The sequence below is a fragment of the Serratia sp. JSRIV001 genome (genome assembly GCF_019968745.1).
In the GTDB taxonomy this organism is placed as follows: domain Bacteria; phylum Pseudomonadota; class Gammaproteobacteria; order Enterobacterales; family Enterobacteriaceae; genus Chania; species Chania fonticola_B.
Genome location: NZ_CP074147.1, coordinates 3,047,110 through 3,066,090, shown reverse-complemented (window position 1 = coordinate 3,066,090; position 18,981 = coordinate 3,047,110). Strand labels below are relative to the sequence as shown.

At 54.6% G+C, this 18,981-nt stretch carries 18 protein-coding genes; 12 read left to right on the top strand and 6 right to left on the bottom strand.

Going from position 1 to position 18,981, the window contains the following annotated elements; genetic code table 11:
- The first annotated feature begins 46 nt into the window (after window positions 1–46).
- Window positions 47–667 (top strand): L-threonylcarbamoyladenylate synthase, encoded by a 621-nt coding sequence (locus tag KGP17_RS13980; protein ID WP_021181255.1) that lies wholly within the window; start codon window positions 47–49, stop codon window positions 665–667.
- 153 nt (window positions 668–820) lie between these two features.
- Window positions 821–1,729: a 23S rRNA pseudouridine(2605) synthase RluB gene (gene rluB, locus KGP17_RS13975; protein ID WP_024486388.1), complete on the top strand. Its 909-nt coding sequence runs from the start codon at window positions 821–823 to the stop codon at window positions 1,727–1,729.
- A gap of 47 nt (window positions 1,730–1,776) precedes the next feature.
- Here rluB and cobO read toward each other — a convergent pair whose 3' ends face one another.
- Window positions 1,777–2,367, bottom strand: coding sequence for a cob(I)yrinic acid a,c-diamide adenosyltransferase (cobO, locus tag KGP17_RS13970; RefSeq protein WP_021806577.1), 591 nt, complete (start codon window positions 2,365–2,367; stop codon window positions 1,777–1,779).
- 13 nt (window positions 2,368–2,380) lie between these two features.
- Complete coding sequence (locus KGP17_RS13965; RefSeq protein WP_059200952.1) at window positions 2,381–3,142, bottom strand: YciK family oxidoreductase; 762 nt, start codon at window positions 3,140–3,142, stop codon at window positions 2,381–2,383.
- A gap of 394 nt (window positions 3,143–3,536) precedes the next feature.
- Here KGP17_RS13965 and sohB point away from each other — a divergent pair, with 394 nt between their 5' ends.
- On the top strand, window positions 3,537–4,583 hold the full coding sequence (gene sohB, locus KGP17_RS13960) for a protease SohB (protein WP_021806573.1): 1,047 nt from the start codon (window positions 3,537–3,539) through the stop codon (window positions 4,581–4,583).
- Window positions 4,584–4,632: 49 nt separating this feature from the next.
- On the opposite strand, the gene KGP17_RS13955 is transcribed toward sohB, so the two are convergent.
- A complete protein-coding gene (locus KGP17_RS13955; RefSeq protein WP_021806572.1) occupies window positions 4,633–4,884 on the bottom strand; it encodes a YciN family protein in 252 nt (83 codons plus the stop codon).
- A gap of 426 nt (window positions 4,885–5,310) precedes the next feature.
- Here KGP17_RS13955 and topA point away from each other — a divergent pair, with 426 nt between their 5' ends.
- The 3 genes from topA to acnA all read left to right on the top strand — a co-directional run bounded on the left by topA (window position 5,311) and on the right by acnA (window position 12,169).
- Entirely contained in the window at window positions 5,311–7,932 is a 2,622-nt protein-coding gene (gene topA, locus KGP17_RS13950) for a type I DNA topoisomerase (RefSeq protein ID WP_223497776.1), read from the top strand.
- Window positions 7,933–8,293: 361 nt separating this feature from the next.
- Window positions 8,294–9,268 carry an HTH-type transcriptional regulator CysB gene (gene cysB, locus KGP17_RS13945; RefSeq protein WP_021181263.1) on the top strand — a complete coding sequence of 325 codons (975 nt, stop codon included), beginning with the start codon at window positions 8,294–8,296 and terminating at the stop codon, window positions 9,266–9,268.
- Between the two features lie 228 nt (window positions 9,269–9,496).
- Complete coding sequence (acnA, locus tag KGP17_RS13940; RefSeq protein ID WP_223497775.1) at window positions 9,497–12,169, top strand: aconitate hydratase AcnA; 2,673 nt, start codon at window positions 9,497–9,499, stop codon at window positions 12,167–12,169.
- A gap of 33 nt (window positions 12,170–12,202) precedes the next feature.
- On the opposite strand, the gene ribA is transcribed toward acnA, so the two are convergent.
- Window positions 12,203–12,796 carry a GTP cyclohydrolase II gene (ribA, locus tag KGP17_RS13935; RefSeq protein WP_021182092.1) on the bottom strand — a complete coding sequence of 198 codons (594 nt, stop codon included), beginning with the start codon at window positions 12,794–12,796 and terminating at the stop codon, window positions 12,203–12,205.
- Between the two features lie 277 nt (window positions 12,797–13,073).
- On the opposite strand from ribA, the gene pgpB reads away from it, so the two are divergent.
- From pgpB to lapB, 3 genes are all read left to right on the top strand, one after another.
- Window positions 13,074–13,838, top strand: a complete 765-nt coding sequence (gene pgpB, locus KGP17_RS13930; RefSeq protein ID WP_021182091.1) for a phosphatidylglycerophosphatase B — start codon at window positions 13,074–13,076, stop codon at window positions 13,836–13,838.
- Window positions 13,839–14,210: 372 nt separating this feature from the next.
- The gene (locus KGP17_RS13925; protein ID WP_059200939.1) at window positions 14,211–14,513 is read left to right on the top strand and encodes a LapA family protein; all 303 of its coding nucleotides are present in this window, start codon (window positions 14,211–14,213) and stop codon (window positions 14,511–14,513) included.
- Window positions 14,514–14,519: 6 nt separating this feature from the next.
- Window positions 14,520–15,692 carry a lipopolysaccharide assembly protein LapB gene (gene lapB, locus KGP17_RS13920; RefSeq protein WP_179251656.1) on the top strand — a complete coding sequence of 391 codons (1,173 nt, stop codon included), beginning with the start codon at window positions 14,520–14,522 and terminating at the stop codon, window positions 15,690–15,692.
- 55 nt (window positions 15,693–15,747) lie between these two features.
- On the opposite strand, the gene KGP17_RS13915 is transcribed toward lapB, so the two are convergent.
- The gene (locus KGP17_RS13915) at window positions 15,748–16,035 is read right to left on the bottom strand and encodes an Arc family DNA-binding protein (protein WP_021806568.1); all 288 of its coding nucleotides are present in this window, start codon (window positions 16,033–16,035) and stop codon (window positions 15,748–15,750) included.
- A gap of 153 nt (window positions 16,036–16,188) precedes the next feature.
- Here KGP17_RS13915 and KGP17_RS13910 point away from each other — a divergent pair, with 153 nt between their 5' ends.
- Window positions 16,189–17,118 carry a LysR family transcriptional regulator gene (locus KGP17_RS13910; RefSeq protein ID WP_021806567.1) on the top strand — a complete coding sequence of 310 codons (930 nt, stop codon included), beginning with the start codon at window positions 16,189–16,191 and terminating at the stop codon, window positions 17,116–17,118.
- A gap of 79 nt (window positions 17,119–17,197) precedes the next feature.
- Here the strand turns inward: KGP17_RS13910 and KGP17_RS13905 are convergent, their stop codons facing one another.
- Window positions 17,198–17,458: a YdgH/BhsA/McbA-like domain containing protein gene (locus KGP17_RS13905; protein ID WP_059200936.1), complete on the bottom strand. Its 261-nt coding sequence runs from the start codon at window positions 17,456–17,458 to the stop codon at window positions 17,198–17,200.
- A 327-nt stretch (window positions 17,459–17,785) separates the two neighbouring features.
- Here KGP17_RS13905 and pyrF point away from each other — a divergent pair, with 327 nt between their 5' ends.
- Together pyrF and yciH are read left to right on the top strand one after the other, a co-directional pair.
- The gene (gene pyrF / locus KGP17_RS13900) at window positions 17,786–18,514 is read left to right on the top strand and encodes an orotidine-5'-phosphate decarboxylase (protein WP_021182086.1); all 729 of its coding nucleotides are present in this window, start codon (window positions 17,786–17,788) and stop codon (window positions 18,512–18,514) included.
- A gap of 10 nt (window positions 18,515–18,524) precedes the next feature.
- Window positions 18,525–18,851: a stress response translation initiation inhibitor YciH gene (gene yciH / locus KGP17_RS13895; protein ID WP_021806564.1), complete on the top strand. Its 327-nt coding sequence runs from the start codon at window positions 18,525–18,527 to the stop codon at window positions 18,849–18,851.
- Window positions 18,852–18,981 lie beyond the last annotated feature (130 nt).

Sequence of the window (18,981 nt, the reverse complement as noted above, 5' to 3'; positions counted from 1 at the left end):
TAACGCGGGCGTTGTTTTGCGCGTGCATCATTTTCAGGAGTTAGAGATGAGCCAGCTATTTTATATTCACCCGGACAACCCGCAGCCGCGCCTGGTCAATCAGGCCGTAGAGGTGCTGCGCAAGGGCGGCGTGATCGTCTATCCAACAGACTCTGGCTACGCGCTGGGCTGCAAACTTGAAGAGAAGACGGCGTTGGAGCGTATCTGCCGCATTCGCCAGTTGGACGGTAACCACAACTTCACGCTGATGTGCCGCGATCTGTCCGAGCTGTCGACCTATGCCTATGTGGACAATTCGTCGTTTCGCCTGATCAAGAACAATACGCCCGGCAATTACACCTTCATCCTGAAAGCGACCAAAGAAGTGCCTCGTCGCCTGATGAATGACAAGCGTAAAACCATCGGTTTGCGCGTGCCATCCAACCCGATCGCTCTGGCATTGCTGGAAGTGCTCAATGAGCCAATGATGTCGACCACGCTAATGCTGCCAGGCAATGACTTTGCCGAATCCGATCCGGAAGAGATCAGCGAACACCTTGGCAAGCAGGTGGATCTGGTGATCCACGGCGGTTTCCTGGGCCAGCAGCCAACCACGGTTATCGACCTGACCGAATCCTCCCCGGAAGTGATCCGTGAAGGGGCGGGCGATCCAGCGCCTTTCCGCTAAACTGCCGGACGAAGTCAGTGCCAAGGAGGGATAAAGCCTGTATAATAAGCGGTTGGTTTTGACCAAGTGCTAATCTTTGCGGCCGTCTCTCCTTGCTGAGAGTGGCGGCAAAGTCCCCCCGACGCCTGTGAAGGCGACATTAGAGGTTGCTCAATGAGCGAAAAGTTACAGAAAGTATTAGCGAATGCTGGCCATGGCTCGCGTCGTGAAATAGAAACCATGATTGAGGCAGGTCGCATCAGCGTCGACGGCAAGATCGCCAAACTGGGCGACCGCGTTGAAGTGGTCGCCGGGATGAAAATTCGCCTGGACGGTCATGTTGTCTCGATCAAAGAATCCGAAGAAGCGGTTTGCCGCGTGCTGGCTTATTACAAGCCGGAAGGTGAACTCTGTACCCGTAGCGATCCAGAAGGTCGCCCAACGGTCTTCGATCGCCTACCAAAACTGCGTGGTTCTCGCTGGGTAGCGGTAGGGCGTTTGGACGTGAATACCTCAGGCTTGCTGCTGTTTACCACTGACGGTGAACTGGCTAACCGCCTGATGCACCCAAGCCGCGAAGTTGAACGCGAATACGCCGTGCGCGTGTTCGGCCAGATCGACGACGAAAAGCTCAAGCAACTGAGCAAAGGTGTCCAACTGGAAGATGGCCCGGCGGCATTCCGCACCATCACCTTCCAGGGTGGCGAAGGGATCAACCAGTGGTACAACGTCACGCTGACCGAAGGCCGTAACCGTGAGGTGCGTCGCCTGTGGGAAGCCGTTGGCGTGCAGGTAAGCCGCTTGATCCGCGTGCGTTACGGCGATATCGATCTGCCAAAAGGCCTGCCTCGTGGCGGCTATACCGAGCTGGATCTTAAAGCGATCAACTATCTGCGTGAGCTGGTGGAACTGCAGCCGGAAACCGTCAGCAAACTGCCGGTAGAACGCGATCGCCGTCGTGTGAAGGCCAATCAGATCCGCCGTGCGGTAAAACGTCACAGCCAGGTTGCTCCCGGCAGCCGTCGTGGCGCACCAGGTAGCAGCAAACCGGGTAAACCGGCCAAGTCTTCCAAGCGTAGCTAAATTTATCACCGTGGCCTTGCCTTCTGGCTTGGCCACGGGTTATTCAGTTACCAGTCAATACCCTGCTGAGCCTTGATCCCCGCTTCAAACGCGTGCTTCACCGGCCGCATCTCCGTCACGGTATCCGCCAGCTCCAGCAAATCGCGATGACAGCCACGCCCGGTGATAATCACCGTCTGGTGTGCAGGACGCTGCTCAAGGGCTTCCAGCACCTCTGACAGCTCTAAATAGCCGTAGGTGACCATATAGGTCAACTCGTCCATCAGCACTAGATCCAGGCTGCTGTCGGCCAGCATCCGCTTACCGTGTTGCCAGACGGCCTGGCAGGCGGCGGTATCGCTTTCCCGATCCTGGGTTTCCCAGGTAAAGCCGGTTGCCATGACCTGAAATTCCACGCCGTGCTGTTGCAGCAGGTTTTTCTCGCCGTTGGGCCACTGGCCTTTGATAAACTGGATCACTCCGGCCTTCATCCCGTGGCCGACGGCACGAGTGACGGTGCCAAATGCAGCGGTGGTCTTGCCTTTGCCATTGCCGGTAAAGACCAGCAACAGACCGCGGGTTTCCTGCGCGGCGGCAATGCGGGCATCCACCTGTTCTTTCAGCCGTTGCTGGCGTTGTTGGTGACGATCTTCAGCCATGTTAAATGCTTCCTTATTCGGCGGCGCCGGGTTTACGGTTGGGCTGAGCATCGAAGCTCATGCCGGTTTTACGGCGGCTGTCATCGCCCATCAAATACAGATAGAGCGGCATGATATCGGCCGGTGTTTTCAGCTTGTTTTTATCTTCCTGTGGGAATGCAGATGCGCGCATTTTGGTACGAGTTCCGCCAGGATTGATGCAATTTACCCGCAAGTTACGGTTTTTATACTCATCGGCCAATACCTGCATCATCCCTTCGGTAGCAAACTTGGAAACGGCATAGGCCCCCCAGCCAGCACGGCCGGTGCGACCGACGCTGGAGCTGGTGAACACCAACGATCCCGCATTGGATTTCAGCAGCAACGGCAGCAGCGCCTGGGTAAGCATGAAAGTGGCATTCACGTTGACCTGCATCACTTCGTTCCACATGGTCATCGAAAGCTCGGCCATTGGGGCGATGTCGCCCAACAAACCTGCGTTTTGCAATACGCCGTCCAGACGTGGCACCTTGGTGGCCAAGTCTTCCGCCAGGGTTTGGCACTGCTCTGGCGTGGTGTGTAACAAATCCAGCGTAACGATATGCGTCGGGGCGCTGGAGATGGCGGCAATTTCGGCCTGGACGGCCTGCAGTTTGCTTTCCGTGCGGCCAAGCAGCACTAGCTGTGCGCCGTAGCGAGCGTAAGTCAGCGCCGCTTCTCGACCAATGCCGTCGCCCGCCCCGGTGACCAGAATAATGCGTTGTTCGAGCAGATCCTGTTTAGGTTGGTAATGCACAATAATTCCTCGCGCCTGTTTGGCGGCTCCCGCGCTATGGCTGGGAGCTTGGGTGGATTGCGGATCGCTGGCAGGAGCAGGGTTGCTCAACCACAATGGCGATCCGCTGCGAATTTTTGTCAGTAATTTAATGAATAATGTCTGTTATATGCCTGAAATGGATCGCATTTTCAATGAGTAACCTACAGAAACGGCATTCTTTTGTAACAAAAACGGTACAATAGTGGCTTGGTTATCGCTGCGGGCAACCCCATAGCACAGAGGTGTGCCGCATGCTCATCAATCTGAATTTTCATTTAGGCGCGACAGCCGTGGTGCCATTTGCTAAAAAGTACCTAGGGGCGCTGCATGCTGCGCCCGCTCAACTAACAAACTGTAAATAAAGGCGGTATCTGTGGAGTTTATATCTGTTTATGGCCTTTTCCTGGCCAAAGTTGCCACGGTGGTGATTGCTATTGCCGCGCTGGCGTTGCTGGCGGTAAGCCTCGGGCAGCGCAAGAGCCAGCAGAAAGGGGAACTACAGCTTACCGACCTGGGTGAGCAATATCGTGAAATGCAGCGGGAAATGCGCCTTGCCCGCATGGGGGCGGCAGAGCAGAAGGCCTGGAGCAAGCAGTTCAAAAAGCAGAACAAGGCCGACGACAAGCTGAAAAAACAGCGCGCCAAGGCCGGTGCGGTAGAGGCCGTCAAACCTTGCCTGTATGTACTGGACTTCAAGGGTAGCATGGATGCCCATGAGGTCAGCTCACTGCGTGAAGAGATCTCTGCCGTGTTGGCAGTAGCTACGGCTAAGGACGAGGTGTTGCTGCGTTTGGAGAGCCCTGGTGGGGTGGTGCACGGCTATGGTCTGGCAGCGTCGCAGCTGGAGCGCCTGCGCAAGGGCGGTATCCGCCTGACGGTGGCGGTGGATAAGGTCGCGGCTAGCGGCGGTTATATGATGGCCTGTGTGGCCGACCGCATTGTGGCAGCACCGTTCGCCATCATTGGTTCGATCGGCGTGGTTGCGCAGATCCCCAACTTCCATCGCTTGCTGCAAAAGAGCAATATCGATGTGGAATTGCACACCGCGGGCCAGTTCAAACGCACCTTGACCCTGTTTGGTGAGAATACCGAACAAGGGCGGGAAAAGTTCCGTGAAGATCTCAACGAAACCCACGAGTTGTTCAAACAGTTTGTTCATCAGCAACGCCCTTCATTGGCTATCGAAGAGGTCGCGACCGGTGAGCATTGGTATGGCACTCAGGCAAAAGATAAAGGGCTGGTTGACGCGGTCGGCACCAGTGACGATCTGCTGATTGCCGAGATGGAAAACCATGAGGTGGTGGGGGTACGCTATGCCCGCCGAAAACGCCTGATCGATCGCTTTACCGGCAGTGCGGCAGAGAGTGTCGATCGTCTGCTGTTGCGCTGGTGGCAGCGCGGTGAGAAACCGCTGTTGTAAGCCGGTAAATCGGTGAATGCACGGGGCCTGATGGCCCCGTTTTTAATGGTTAACCCACCAGATGGTATTTCTCGGAAAGCACATGAGCCAGGTGCTTAAACATATTAAATACGGCGGTGGTTTTTGCCGTTGGCAGACCCTCGGGATCTAAAAAGAACTCGCCGCGGAAAACCAACACGCTGCCTTTCTGCTCAACGTCGGTGGCCACCATGCCGTGCATATAATCTTCATGTTGGCGGATGATGTTATTTGCTTCAGTAAGCAGATCTGCTCGTTCGATGGGTTGAGTGTTGTTACGCATTTATTTCTCCTGCTAGCGAAAATTCTGAACGTATTCTAGCGCGGGTTCGCGTTTATCCGCAAACCAGCTAAGGTTTAATTGCCGTCTGGACGGCCAGTGATTTGACCGTCCGTGGCGAAATGAGGTTTTCCGCGCTAATTAAGTTGCGTCGCGTTTGTTATCAGGTAGAGTGTGGGATTTTGCGGCTTCCGGTGGAAGGATTTGTTTACGCTCAACGCAGGTCATAGCTGGCCTGGCTTCTGGGGTTTGGCGTGAACAGGTTAGGCTGGTGAAATGCGTTCAGGTTGACCAGTTAGGCAACCATTAGAAAAAAACAGGTTGATCTCTTGCCAGAGTACCGCAATATAAATAAGAGATACGAATTGCCGCGGTACGGCGAGACAAATGGCTTCTTTTTAGAAGTATTAAATTCAGGTAAAGGTAATTATGGGCAAAGCTCTCGTAATAGTTGAGTCCCCGGCAAAAGCCAAAACTATTAATAAATATTTAGGTAATGACTACGTGGTGAAGTCCAGCGTCGGTCATATCCGTGATTTGCCGACCAGTGGCTCAGCTAGCAAAAAGAGCGCTGAGTCAACCGAAGACAAAACCAAAGACAAAACCAAAGACAAAGCCAAAAAGAAAGTCAAGAAAGATGAAAAGACCGCGCTGGTCAATCGCATGGGCGTCGATCCTTACCACGGGTGGGAAGCGCAATATGAGATTTTGCCCGGTAAGGAAAAAGTGGTCGCCGAGTTAAAGTCGTTAGCCGAAAATGCTGACCACATTTACCTCGCAACCGACCTTGACCGCGAAGGGGAAGCCATCGCCTGGCACCTGCGGGAAGTGATCGGTGGGGACGACAAGCGCTTTAGCCGCGTGGTGTTTAACGAAATCACCAAAAACGCGATCCAGCAGGCGTTCCAAGCGCCAGGCGAGCTGAATATCGATCGTGTCAACGCACAGCAGGCGCGTCGCTTTATGGACCGCGTGGTGGGCTACATGGTGTCGCCACTGCTGTGGAAAAAAATTGCCCGTGGCCTGTCTGCTGGCCGGGTGCAGTCCGTTGCGGTACGGCTGGTGGTGGAGCGTGAGCGCGACATCAAGGCGTTCGTACCCGAAGAATACTGGGAACTGCATGCCGATCTGCTGGCGAAAGGCGAAATTGCACTGCAGATGGAAGTCACCCACGCCCACGATAAGCCGTTCAAACCGGTTAACCGTGAGCAGACCCATGCCGCGCTTAACCTGCTGGAAAAAGCCCGTTATACGGTGCTGGATCGTGAAGACAAGCCAACCAGCAGCAAACCGGGTGCACCGTTCATCACCTCCACGCTGCAACAGGCTGCCAGTACCCGCCTGAGCTTCGGCGTGAAGAAAACCATGATGATGGCGCAGCGTTTGTATGAAGCCGGTCATATCACCTATATGCGTACCGACTCCACCAACCTGAGCCAGGACGCGGTCAACATGGTGCGTGGTTATATCGGTGACAACTTCGGCGACAAGTACCTGCCGAAGGCGCCTAACCAATACAGCAGCAAAGAAAACTCCCAGGAAGCGCACGAAGCGATCCGTCCTTCCGATGTCAGCGTATTGGCTGAACAGCTGAAAGATATGGAAGCGGATGCGCAGAAACTGTATCAGCTGATCTGGCGTCAGTTTGTCGCCTGTCAGATGACACCAGCGCAATACGACTCCACCACGCTGACGGTGAAAGCCGACGACTTCCTGCTGCGTGCCAAAGGCCGTACGCTGCGTTTCGATGGCTGGACCAAGGTGATGCCTGCGCTGCGTAAGGGCGATGAAGATCGCACCTTGCCGTTTGTGGAAGTGGGCAGCGAGCTGGATCTGCAAAAGCTGATCCCGAGCCAGCACTTTACCAAGCCACCGGCGCGTTACAGTGAAGCTTCACTGGTTAAAGAATTGGAAAAACGCGGAATTGGCCGTCCATCTACTTACGCCTCGATCATCTCGACCATTCAGGATCGTGGCTATGTGAGGGTAGAGAGCCGCCGGTTCTACGCGGAAAAAATGGGTGAGATCGTCACCGACCGCCTGGAAGAAAACTTCCGTGAGCTGATGAATTACGACTTCACCGCGCGCATGGAAAATGGCCTGGACCAGGTCGCCAACAACCAGGCGGAATGGAAAGCGGTGCTGGACGAATTCTTTGCCGAATTCAGTGAGCAGCTGGAAACCGCCGAGAAAGACCCTGAAGAGGGCGGTATGCGGCCGAACCAGATGGTGATGACCAGCATTGACTGTCCAACCTGTGGCCGCAAAATGGGTATCCGCACCGCCAGTACCGGCGTGTTCCTTGGTTGCTCCGGTTATGCGTTGACGCCGAAAGAGCGCTGTAAAACCACCATCAATCTGGTGCCGGAAGCGGAAGTGCTGAACATCCTGGAAGGGGATGATGCAGAAACCAACGCCCTGCGTGCCCGTAAGCGTTGCCAGAAGTGCGGCACCGCGATGGACAGCTACCTGATCGACAACCAGCGCAAGCTGCACGTGTGTGGTAACAACCCGGCCTGTGACGGCTACGAAATCGAGCAAGGCGAATTCCGCCTGAAAGGTTACGACGGCCCGATCGTTGAGTGTGAAAAATGTGGTTCCGAAATGCACCTGAAAATGGGGCGCTTTGGCAAGTACATGGGCTGCACCAACGAAAACTGCAAGAACACCCGTAAGATCCTGCGCAGCGGTGAAGTTGCGCCGCCGAAAGAGGATCCGGTCCCGCTGCCAGAGTTGCCGTGCGAGAAATCGGACGCCTACTTTGTGTTGCGTGATGGGGCGGCAGGCGTGTTCCTGGCGGCCAACACCTTCCCTAAATCGCGCGAAACCCGTGCGCCGTTAGTGGAAGAGTTGCTGCGCTTCAAAGATCGTTTGCCGGAGAAATTGCGCTATCTGGCCGATGCGCCGGTGGCCGATCCGGAAGGCAACAAGACGATGGTGCGCTTCAGCCGTAAAACCAAGCAACAGTATGTCTCATCAGAGAAAGACGGTAAGGCCACCGGCTGGTCCGCATTCTTCGTTGATGGCAAATGGGTTGAAGGCAAGAAGTAACCCGTACGCAAGGCAACAGCAAAAAACCAGCTCACTGAGCTGGTTTTTTATTGGCGAAAATCGGCTGGCGGATCTATTCTTCTCTGCTTTTTCTTATTTTTATCGGCAAGGCTCGGCGTTGATAATCATGCGAAAAGATCGTTATCATCTTGTGAAGCGGCTCTATACTTGGTCGCGCGACATGATATAATGGTTATATAAAAACGTTTTTTATGATTAAAGCTTATTAGCAACGGCGTTTTCATCAGCATCTGGGCGAAATCACTGTGTTTAAGGCTTGTGAGAATTAAGCATACCGGGCAACACCGAGATACCTGGCTGCGGCAAGCCGCAGTGTTTTAACCTAGGATGGTATTCAAATATGAAATTGCAGCAGCTTCGTTACATCGTAGAAGTGGTGAATCATAACCTCAACGTCTCTTCCACGGCTGAGGGTCTCTATACCTCGCAACCGGGTATCAGCAAGCAGGTGAGGATGCTGGAGGATGAGCTCGGCATCCAGATTTTCGCCCGTAGCGGCAAGCACCTTACCCAGGTGACGCCTGCTGGCCAGGAAATTATCCGCATTGCTCGCGAAGTGCTGTCCAAAGTGGAGGCCATCAAGGCCGTTGCCGGGGAACATACTTACCCGGACAAAGGTTCGCTGTATGTGGCAACCACCCATACCCAGGCACGCTACGCCTTGCCCAATGTGATCAAAGGCTTTATCGAGCGTTATCCGCGCGTGTCGCTGCATATGCACCAGGGCTCGCCAACGCAGATTGCCGAAGCGGTTTCCAAAGGCTCGGCAGACTTTGCCATCGCTACCGAAGCATTGCATCTGTATGACGACTTAATCATGCTGCCGTGCTACCACTGGAACCGGGCGGTAGTAGTGAAGCCCGATCATCCTTTAGCGGGAAAGAGCCACATCACCATTGAAGAGCTGGCCGAGTATCCTATCGTTACCTACACCTTCGGCTTTACCGGGCGCTCAGAGCTGGATACTGCGTTTAACCGGGCGGGGTTGACGCCGCGCATCGTATTTACCGCTACCGATGCCGACGTGATCAAGACTTATGTACGCCTGGGGCTGGGGGTTGGCGTGATCGCCAGCATGGCGGTCGATCCGGTGCAGGATCCGGATTTGGTGATGGTGGATGCCCGCGATATCTTTACCTATAGCACCACCAAGATCGGTTTCCGTCGCAGTACCTTCCTGCGCAGCTATATGTACGATTTTATCCAGCGTTTCGCTCCGCATCTGACGCGCGACGTGGTCGATACCGCCGTGGCTTTACGCACCAATGATGAGATCGAAGCCATGTTCAAGGACATCAAACTGCCGACCAAATAGGCCGTTAACTTGAGCCGCATTACACCATTTAAACCGCCGAAGGGCGGTTTTCCATTGTCTGATACCTGCTAACTCATTGACCTACCAGTAGCTTCCCGCCTTTGATTGCTCTTGCCTATCGTTATGATCAATACGTGTTGTTATCAAAACGTTACATGGCGTTTGTGTTATCTTTAAATAACACCTCAGAAATCACCCTGGTTTGACATAATAAAAAATGGAGGAGCTATGTCGTCCGATCTTCGTAAAACGAGTATGGATAAGCTGGTAGCACTGGGTAGTGAGTATCACTATTACAGTTTGCCACTGGCGGCCAGACAGTTAGGGGATATTGACCGGCTGCCGAAATCGATGAAAGTGTTACTGGAAAACCTGTTGCGCCATGTGGATGGTGATACGGTACAGGTTGACGATCTGAAGGCTATCGTAGGCTGGTTGCAAACCGGCCATGCCGATCGCGAAATTGCTTATCGCCCGGCGCGGGTGCTGATGCAGGACTTCACCGGCGTGCCTGCCGTGGTGGATTTGGCGGCAATGCGTGAGGCCGTTCTGCGCCTGGGCGGGAAAGTCGATCAGGTGAATCCGCTATCACCGGTCGATCTGGTTATTGACCACTCGGTCACTGTCGATGAGTTTGGCGACGATGACGCCTTTGGCGAAAACGTGCGTATCGAAATGGAGCGCAACCACGAACGCTACACCTTCCTGCGTTGGGGGCAAAAGGCCTTCAACCGCTTCCGCGTGGTGCCACCCGGCACCGGCATCTGCCATCAGGTGAACCTGGAGTATCTGGGGCAAACCGTTTGGCATACCGAAGAGAATGGCCAACGCATTGCTTACCCCGATACCCTGGTGGGGACCGACTCCCACACCACCATGATTAACGGCCTTGGTATCCTCGGTTGGGGCGTTGGCGGTATTGAGGCCGAAGCTGCCATGTTGGGCCAGCCGGTCTCGATGCTGATCCCGGATGTGGTGGGCTTTAAACTCAGCGGTAAGTTACCTGAGGGGATTACGGCCACCGACCTGGTGCTGACGGTCACCCAAATGCTGCGTAAGCATGGCGTCGTCGGCAAGTTTGTTGAGTTTTATGGTGATGGGCTGGCCGATTTACCGCTGGCGGACCGGGCAACCATTGCCAACATGTCGCCAGAGTTTGGGGCAACCTGTGGCTTCTTCCCGGTGGATGACGTGACGCTGAGCTACCTGCAGTTAAGTGGTCGTAGCGCTGAGCAGATCGCATTGGTGGAAGCCTATGCCAAGGCTCAGGGGATGTGGCGCAATCCAGGCGATGAACCGGTGTTTACCAGCACGCTGTCGCTGGATATGTCGACGGTTGAGGCAAGCCTGGCAGGGCCAAAACGCCCGCAGGATCGCGTCGCGCTACCGCAGGTGCCAACAGCATTCACCGCCGCGACCGAGCTGGAAATTGGCGGTCAGAAAGATAAGCAGGAAGTGAAAAGCTTCATGCTGGGTGGCAAAAACCTGGAGCTAAATGCTGGCGCGGTGGTGATCGCAGCCATTACCTCCTGTACCAACACCTCCAACCCGAGCGTGATGATGGCCGCTGGCCTGTTGGCCAAAAAGGCCGTTGAAAAGGGTTTGAAGACCAAGCCTTGGGTGAAAACCTCACTGGCACCGGGTTCCAAAGTGGTGACCGAATACTTCGACCGCGCCAAACTGACGCCGTACCTGGAACAATTGGGCTTTAACCTGGTTGGCTATGGTTGTACGACCTGTATTGGTAACTCTGGCCCGTTGCCCGAGCCGATTGAGCAGGCGATCAAGGAAGGGGATCTCACCGTAGGGGCCGTGCTGTCCGGTAACCGTAACTTTGAAGGGCGCATCCATCCGCTGGTAAAAACCAACTGGCTGGCTTCGCCGCCACTGGTGGTTGCCTATGCGCTGGCAGGTAACATGAAGGTTGACCTGACCAAAGATGCGTTGGGCGTAGGTCGCGACGGGAAACCGGTCTATCTGAAGGATATCTGGCCCACCAGCCAGGAGATTGCCCAGGCCGTGGCCGAAGTCAGCACCGAAATGTTCCATAAGGAATATGGTGCAGTGTTTGATGGCGATGCCAGTTGGCAAGCGATCCAGGTGACCGGTTCCGCGACGTACGAATGGCAAGCCGACTCTACCTATATTCGCCATCCGCCATTTTTCAGTACCATGAAGGCGCAACCGGATCCGGTGCAGGACATTCACGGCGCGCGTATTCTGGCAATCCTGGCAGACTCGGTGACCACTGACCATATCTCGCCTGCGGGCAACATCAAGCGTGACAGCCCGGCGGGACGCTACCTGAGCGAACGTGGTGTCGAGGTGAAAGAGTTCAACTCTTACGGTTCGCGCCGCGGTAACCATGAAGTAATGATGCGGGGCACTTTCGCCAACATCCGTATCCGTAACGAAATGGTTCCGGGCGTGGAGGGCGGCTATACCCGCCATCTGCCTTCGCAGAATCAGATGGCGATCTATGATGCCGCCATGCAGTATCAGCAGGAGCAGGTGCCACTGGCGGTGATTGCGGGTAAAGAGTATGGCTCTGGCTCCAGCCGCGACTGGGCAGCCAAAGGCCCGCGTTTATTGGGGGTGCGAGTGGTGATCGCGGAATCCTTTGAGCGCATCCACCGTTCCAACCTGATCGGTATGGGCATCTTGCCGTTGGAATTCCCGCAGGGTATAACGCGCAAAACGCTGGGTTTGACGGGGGAGGAACTGATCGACGTGAGTGGTTTGCAGGCGTTGCAACCCGGCCAGACGGTACCGGTCAATATCACCTATGCCGATGGTCGGCAGGTGGTGGTGAATACCCGTTGCCGTATTGATACCGGCAATGAGCTGACTTATTACCAGAACGACGGCATCCTGCACTACGTTATCCGTAAAATGCTGTAGAGAGAACAAGGGCGCCAAAAGGCGCCCTTGTTGTTATTTTTTGTCCAGCAAGTGGCCCATTTTAGCGGCCTTGGTGGCCAGATAACGTTCGTTCTTCGGGTTACGGCCGACGATCAACGGCACGCGCTCGGAGATATTAATGCCCGCTTCGCTCAGGATCTCGACCTTCTTCGGGTTATTGGTCAGTAGGCGCACCGCATCCACCCCCAGCAGTTTGAACATATCGGCGCACAGGGTGAAGTCTCGCTCATCGGCGGCAAAGCCTAGCTGATGGTTGGCTTCCACCGTGTCCGCTCCTTTATCCTGCAAAGCATAGGCGCGTATCTTGTTCAACAGACCGATATTACGGCCTTCCTGGCGGTGATACAGCAGAATGCCACGGCCTTCCTCGGCGATCTGTTCCAACGCGGCTTCCAGTTGAAAACCGCAGTCACAGCGCAGGCTGAACAGCGCATCACCGGTCAGACATTCGGAATGAACCCGTGAGAGGACCGGTGTTTCGCCGGTAATATCGCCGAAAACCAGTGCCAGATGATCGTGCCCGGTGGCCAGTTCTTCGAACCCCACCATCAGAAAATCACCCCATGGTGTTGGCAGTTTGGCTTCCGCCACACGTTTAAGCTGCATGTCACTCTCCAAAAACACTACCTGTCAAATCGCTGCGTGCATCCTACGACTGGAACAGGGGACTGACCAGCATTAAAACAGACGGCGACGATCGCTTTTTCATTCATTACCGGCTATTTTGCCATAACTTGTGGACGAACGGTGCTCAGCAAAGCAGCATACGGCGTTTTACCGCCCCTATTGCTACAATAGGTCAGTTATCTATCTAATTTCTCTTGTTTTGCTGAGTTATCAAGATTGTTACACTGCGGGTTAACCACAGTGGAAGGATAATGGGATGTTAAAGATAGCAAAACGCACGGCGGGTGGAGCGATTGTGCTGATGTTGTTGCCGCTGGCGGTCTGGTTGTTTGGCTGGCACTGGCAACCCGGCGGTAATGACGGTCTGTTAAAAGCGCTGTTCTGGGTAACGGAAACCGTCACTGCGCCCTGGGGTATTCTCACCAGCCTGATCCTGTCGGCCTGGTTTCTGTGGTGTCTACGCTTTCGGCTGAAAGCGGCGGTAGGGCTGTTCATCCTGTTGTCTGCGGCAATCGGGATTGGGCAGGCGATCAAATCTTCCATCAAAGAGCAGGTACAGGCACCGCGGCCGTTTGTCGTGTGGCTGGAATCGACCCATCAGATTGATGAAAAATACTTCTACTCGCTGGACAGGAAGCAGCGTAGCGCGCTGGTCAAAGAGCAGTTGCTGGACCAGGCGCTGGTACCTGAATGGTTGAGTAAACACTGGCAGTTTGAAACCGGCTTCTCGTTCCCTTCAGGCCACACGATGTTTGCCGCTATGTGGGCATTGCTGGGGGTTGGGCTGTTGTGGCCGCGGCGGCATTATAAAACCGTAGCGGTGTTGATGATTTGGGCATTTGGCGTGATGGCGAGCCGCCTGATGCTCGGCATGCATTGGCCGCGGGATCTGGCGATGGCGATTGTCATTAGCTGGTTGCTGGTTACCCTGGCCAGTTGGTTGACTCAGCGTTGGTTTGGGCCACTCACCATTCCACCGCAGGAGCAGCAGGAAATCGGCGAGCGGGAAGGCGAGCAGTAATTTAGCAGGAGAGGTGATGAAAGCTTAGTGTGACGTTGTCACTAATGGCGGCTCCAACCCGGGGCCGCATCAACGCGGGTTTTTACCCTGCATTGCAATCTGTCCTTTCGCCCCCATATCTTATCAAACTCGTGATTTTGAGAAGCTTTCTCATTAATTTGCTCAGGCGCTGCATTTGTTGCTGAATATCCCAGCAGATCTGCGGTTTTATCGTCTGCCAGGGTTTCCCTGCTACGACGGGAAATGCTAACTTAAGTCATAGGGACGCCACTTAGCGGCAATTACCCGTGGGCGGCAAACCCTGTATTGGGTTCCGGTTTGTGGCCTTGAGGGTAGAGTTCATCCGATTCACTCGGCATTGCGGGAAAGAATGTGAAATATTTACTGATTTTTTTACTGGTTCTGGTGATTTTCGTGGCTTCAGTCACGCTGGGCGCGCATAACGACCAGGTGGTGACGTTTAACTATTTGGTTGCTCAGGGCGAATATCCGGTATCAACCCTGTTGGCCACCCTGTTTGGTGCTGGCTTTGTGCTGGGTTGGATTATTTGTGGGTTATTTTATCTGCGCACACGTATCGCTCTTGGGCGTGCAGAGCGGAAAATCAAAAGGCTGGAACTGCAGCTCGAAGCACCTGTCGAGCCGGCATCGTTGCCCGCAGTCAGCAAGGAATAATCTGTTATGTTAGAGCTGCTGTTTCTGTTGCTGCCTGTAGCTGCCGCGTACGGTTGGTACATGGGGCGCAGAAGTGCTCAGCAGGATAAACAACAGGAAGCCAACCGCCTGTCGCGTGAATACGTGGCTGGGGTTAACTTCCTGCTTTCCAACCAGCAGGATAAAGCGGTCGATCTGTTTCTCGACATGTTGAAAGAGGACAGCAATACCGTTGAAGCTCACCTTACGTTGGGCAATCTGTTCCGCTCTCGTGGTGAAGTCGATCGCGCCATCCGCATCCATCAGGCCTTGATGGAAAGCGCTTCTTTAACCTTCGAACAGCGTCTGCTGGCGATACAGCAACTGGGGCGTGACTATATGGCCGCCGGGTTGTATGACCGCGCCGAGGACATGTTCAGCCAGTTGATCAATGAAGAAGACTTCCGAGTTTCCGCGCTGCAGCAATTACTGGTGATCCACCAGGCCACCAGCGACTGGCAGAAAGCCATCGAAGTGGCAGAGAAGTTGGTCAAGCTGGGTAAGGAAAAGCAACGCGTCGAGATCGCGCATTTTTATTGTGAGCTGGCCCTGCAGGCGATGGGCAGTGACGATCTGGACAAGGCGATGGGCCTGCTCAAGCGCGCGGCCTCGGCGGATAAACAGTGCGCCCGTGTGTCGATCATGGTTGGGCGTATCTTCATGGCGCAAGAGGAGTATGCCAAGGCGGTAGAAACCCTGACGCGCGTATTGGATCAAGATAAAGAGCTGGTCAGCGAAGCGTTACCGATGCTGCAGGAGTGCTACCAGCATTTGCCTCAACAAGAGCAAGACTGGGCGGACTTTCTCAAACGTTGTGTGGCGGAGAATACCGGAGCCACGGCAGAATTGATGCTGGCGGAAGTGATCGAGCAACGGGAAGGGAGCGATGTGGTACAGGTGTACATCAATCGCCAGCTGCAGCGCCATCCGACCATGCGCGTGTTTTATCGCCTGATGGATTATCATCTGGCTGATGCAGAAGACGGTCGCGCCAAAGAAAGCCTGCTGTTGCTACGGGATATGGTAGGCGAGCAGATCCGTACCAAACCGCGCTACCGCTGCCACAAATGCGGTTTTACCGCCCATTCACTTTACTGGCATTGTCCTTCGTGCCGGGCCTGGTCTTCGGTTAAACCGATACGCGGGCTGGACGGGCAATAAAAAAGCTTGTTAGCTAGGGGCGCTGCACATGCGGCGCCCGCCAAGATTGTCCGGGTTACTTTTTCTTGCCGCTTTTCGCGCCGCCTTTCAGCAGTTGACGCAGCTTCTTCAGCTCTTTCTGGCTAAGAGGTTGTTCAATCTCCTCTTCGGTGCCCTGATTATCGATATCGTCATGATGCAGCGGAGCCGCTTTCTTACTGGCTTTGGCAGGGACTTCGAAGCTATGTTCCAGCCGTTGGCAAACCTCTGCACTCAATGAAAGCTGGTTCTCCAAGGCAATCGCCTTGATTTGCTCTTTCAGTGCCAGAGGGATCTTGATGGTTAGTGTCGATATCTCGCTCATTTTGCTGCCTTTTACGCGGGAGGTTACCATCAAGCTAAGTCAGCCGTGCAGATCTGTCCAGTGTGTAATAAAAATTTAATAATTTTGTAACATAAATGGGCTACACCAATGCGCTACGCTTTCCTCATTTTTTTGGCCGAGATACTATGAGCCATGACTGAACCCGATCTCAATTTACTTATCGCCCTTGATGCGCTGCTCGCTGAAGTCAGCGTGGCTGGTGCTGCGCGTCGTCTTGGTTTAAGCGCTTCTGCCATGAGCCGCACGCTCACCCGGCTACGCACCGTTACCGAAGATCCCTTGTTGGTGCGTGCCGGCCGCCACATGGTGCTGACGCCTTATGCCGAGGAGCTGCGGGAACGTACGCAAAATGCCGTATTTGCGGCGCGTTCGGTGCTGCGCCCATCCGCCACAGAATTGAACCTCGCCACGCTGGAACGCACCTTTAACGTTCGTGCCAATGAGGGGTTTGTGGAGGCATTTGGAGCTTCACTGATTGCGGCAGCCGCCAAGGCTGCGCCTTTGGTGCGCCTGCGTTTTTCGCCCAAGCCAGAGAAAACCTCAAAGCCTCTGCGTGAAGGTCTGGTTGATCTTGAGATTGGTGTTTTGGGGACCATGGGGCCGGAAATACGCGTGCAGGCGCTGTTTAGGGATCGCTTCGTTGGTGTGGTAAGAGCGGGGCATCCGCTGGCGCGGGAACCAGAGGTGAAGGCCAGCCAGTATGCCGCGTTGGGCCATGTTGTCGCTTCCCGGCGTGAGCGTACCTACGGGCCGGTAGACGAAGCATTGGCTGAACTAGGTTTGCGGCGCAACATTGCCGCCGTGGTACCGAGTTTCCCGGCAGCCTTGGCCGTCGCTCAGGAGTCCGATCTGGTGGCGTTGGTGCCTGCCTCATTCCTTATCAATCAACCAGTGACCAATATTGATGGGGGCGTAGCGACACTCTGGGCTTTTGAACTGCCGGTTACGACCAGACTGATTACGATATCGCAGCTGTGGCACCCACGTGCCGAGGCGGATCCGGCTCATCGTTGGTTGCGGCAATTGGTACTGAATGTCTGTCGCAAGTTGGTACCAGAATAAAAACAGGTGGGCTGTGGTGTCGAAGGGGATGGGCGCCTTATGCAGCGCCCGTTCAGATAATCTAGAGGGTGACTCGAACTTATTTATAGATGATCGCGTTGCCATGCAGCATGTTGTTACCACCGGCGGCGACAATGCGATAGCTGCTAGCGCCTTGGGCTTTGGCTTTAGCCGCCAGCTTGGCTTCCAGGCTGCTCAGCGTGGTAACACCACCGGCAGATACTACGCCAACTTCAGTCAGGCTCTGTGCCTGTTGCTGGCTGACTGGCTCAGCGGCAACGCTGGCAAATGAGGTTAGGACCAGAACGGTAGCTGCTGCAAAATATTTGATGCCTTTCATGAGTATCTCCAATTTGGTTTTGAGGGTGAAAGTGTTTCCGCTTTCGATGTGTTGAATGATATAGCATTTATAAACGGATGAAATCGGATAGGCTTGAGCATGTTAATCAAATTATTTGATTAAGAATTTACGCTTCTTTACCGCGTTTTACTCACCCTGGGTTAAGGGCGCAAGGCGTTATTGACAGTCGATGACCAACGCTGTGTTAACATTACGTAACGGCAACGGGTTGCGTGACTGGGATTTCCGCTGTCTGGCATGTAGAATGCGGCGGTCAGTTTTGCTGGCGGCTCACTCATCACGTCCATTTCACACAAGGTAGAAGCTATGAAGTCTGAAAATAACTCAAATAACAATGACTTAAAATCATCGCCCATCATCGTGGCATTGGATTACGCCGACCGTTCCGCCGCATTGGCCTTTGCCGACCGTATCGATCCGCAAGATTGCCGGCTAAAAGTGGGTAAAGAGATGTTCACCCTGTTCGGGCCTGAGATCGTGCGCGATCTGCATCAGCGCGGATTTGAGGTGTTCCTCGATTTGAAATTCCACGATATTCCTAACACCACGGCGCATGCCGTAGCCGCTGCGGCGGAGTTGGGCGTATGGATGGTGAACGTACATGCCAGCGGTGGTGCTCGCATGATGAACGCAGCCAAAGAGGCGCTGCTGCCTTATGGCGCGGATGCACCGCTATTGATTGCCGTCACCGTGCTCACCAGCATGGAGGCGGAAGATCTGCGCGCCATTGGTATCGAACTCAGCCCGGCAGAGCAGGCGGAAAGACTGGCTCGCCTGACGCGCGACTGTGGCCTGGACGGTGTGGTCTGTTCTGCGCAGGAAGCTTCACGCCTGAAAGCTGCTTGTGGCGACCAGTTCCAACTGGTTACTCCTGGTATTCGCCCTGAAGGCAGTGCCGCAGGCGATCAACGCCGCGTGATGACACCGGTGCAGGCTCTGGCCGCCGGAGTTGATTATATGGTGATCGGCCGTCCGATTACGCAATCCGCCGATCCCGCGGCAGCGCTCAGCGCTATTCGAGCCTCACTGGTTTAAGGAACCCAGCATGAATGATGATAACAGCCGCCTGGTGTACTCTACCGACAGCGGGCGTATCAAGCAGGAAGAAGCCAAGCCAGAGCGTGTCAAAGGCGATGGCATCGTGCGTATTCAACGCCAGACCAGCGGCAGAAAAGGCAAGGGGGTTTGCCTGATCACCGGTGTCGATCTGGATGATGCGGCACTGGATAAACTGGCTGCCGAACTGAAAAAGAAATGCGGTTGTGGTGGCTCGGTGAAGGATGGTGTGATCGAAATCCAGGGCGACAAACGTGACCTGCTAAAGCAATTACTGGAAGCCAAGGGCATGAAGGTTAAGCTGGCTGGCGGTTGAGCAGCTAAATGAAATATGCCGCAGTGTGTCACTGCGGCTGCATTCATCGAAATGATAAACGTAAAAATAGACCTGAAAGTTTTTTTCAATTAGACGTCAAAGCGTGAACGCTTTTGTCAGCCTATCGGCA

Coding starts and splice junctions, on each gene's coding strand:
- cobO (WP_021806577.1), bottom strand. CDS start 2,367: ATGGCTGAAGATCGTCACCAACAACGCCAGCAACGGCTGAAAGAACAG.
- topA (WP_223497776.1), top strand. CDS start 5,311: ATGGGCAAAGCTCTCGTAATAGTTGAGTCCCCGGCAAAAGCCAAAACT.
- KGP17_RS13910 (WP_021806567.1), top strand. CDS start 16,189: ATGACTGAACCCGATCTCAATTTACTTATCGCCCTTGATGCGCTGCTC.
- yciH (WP_021806564.1), top strand. CDS start 18,525: ATGAATGATGATAACAGCCGCCTGGTGTACTCTACCGACAGCGGGCGT.
- KGP17_RS13905 (WP_059200936.1), bottom strand. CDS start 17,458: ATGAAAGGCATCAAATATTTTGCAGCAGCTACCGTTCTGGTCCTAACC.
- pgpB (WP_021182091.1), top strand. CDS start 13,074: ATGTTAAAGATAGCAAAACGCACGGCGGGTGGAGCGATTGTGCTGATG.
- rluB (WP_024486388.1), top strand. CDS start 821: ATGAGCGAAAAGTTACAGAAAGTATTAGCGAATGCTGGCCATGGCTCG.
- KGP17_RS13980 (WP_021181255.1), top strand. CDS start 47: ATGAGCCAGCTATTTTATATTCACCCGGACAACCCGCAGCCGCGCCTG.
- KGP17_RS13955 (WP_021806572.1), bottom strand. CDS start 4,884: ATGCGTAACAACACTCAACCCATCGAACGAGCAGATCTGCTTACTGAA.
- pyrF (WP_021182086.1), top strand. CDS start 17,786: ATGAAGTCTGAAAATAACTCAAATAACAATGACTTAAAATCATCGCCC.
- acnA (WP_223497775.1), top strand. CDS start 9,497: ATGTCGTCCGATCTTCGTAAAACGAGTATGGATAAGCTGGTAGCACTG.
- cysB (WP_021181263.1), top strand. CDS start 8,294: ATGAAATTGCAGCAGCTTCGTTACATCGTAGAAGTGGTGAATCATAAC.
- ribA (WP_021182092.1), bottom strand. CDS start 12,796: ATGCAGCTTAAACGTGTGGCGGAAGCCAAACTGCCAACACCATGGGGT.
- KGP17_RS13915 (WP_021806568.1), bottom strand. CDS start 16,035: ATGAGCGAGATATCGACACTAACCATCAAGATCCCTCTGGCACTGAAA.
- lapB (WP_179251656.1), top strand. CDS start 14,520: ATGTTAGAGCTGCTGTTTCTGTTGCTGCCTGTAGCTGCCGCGTACGGT.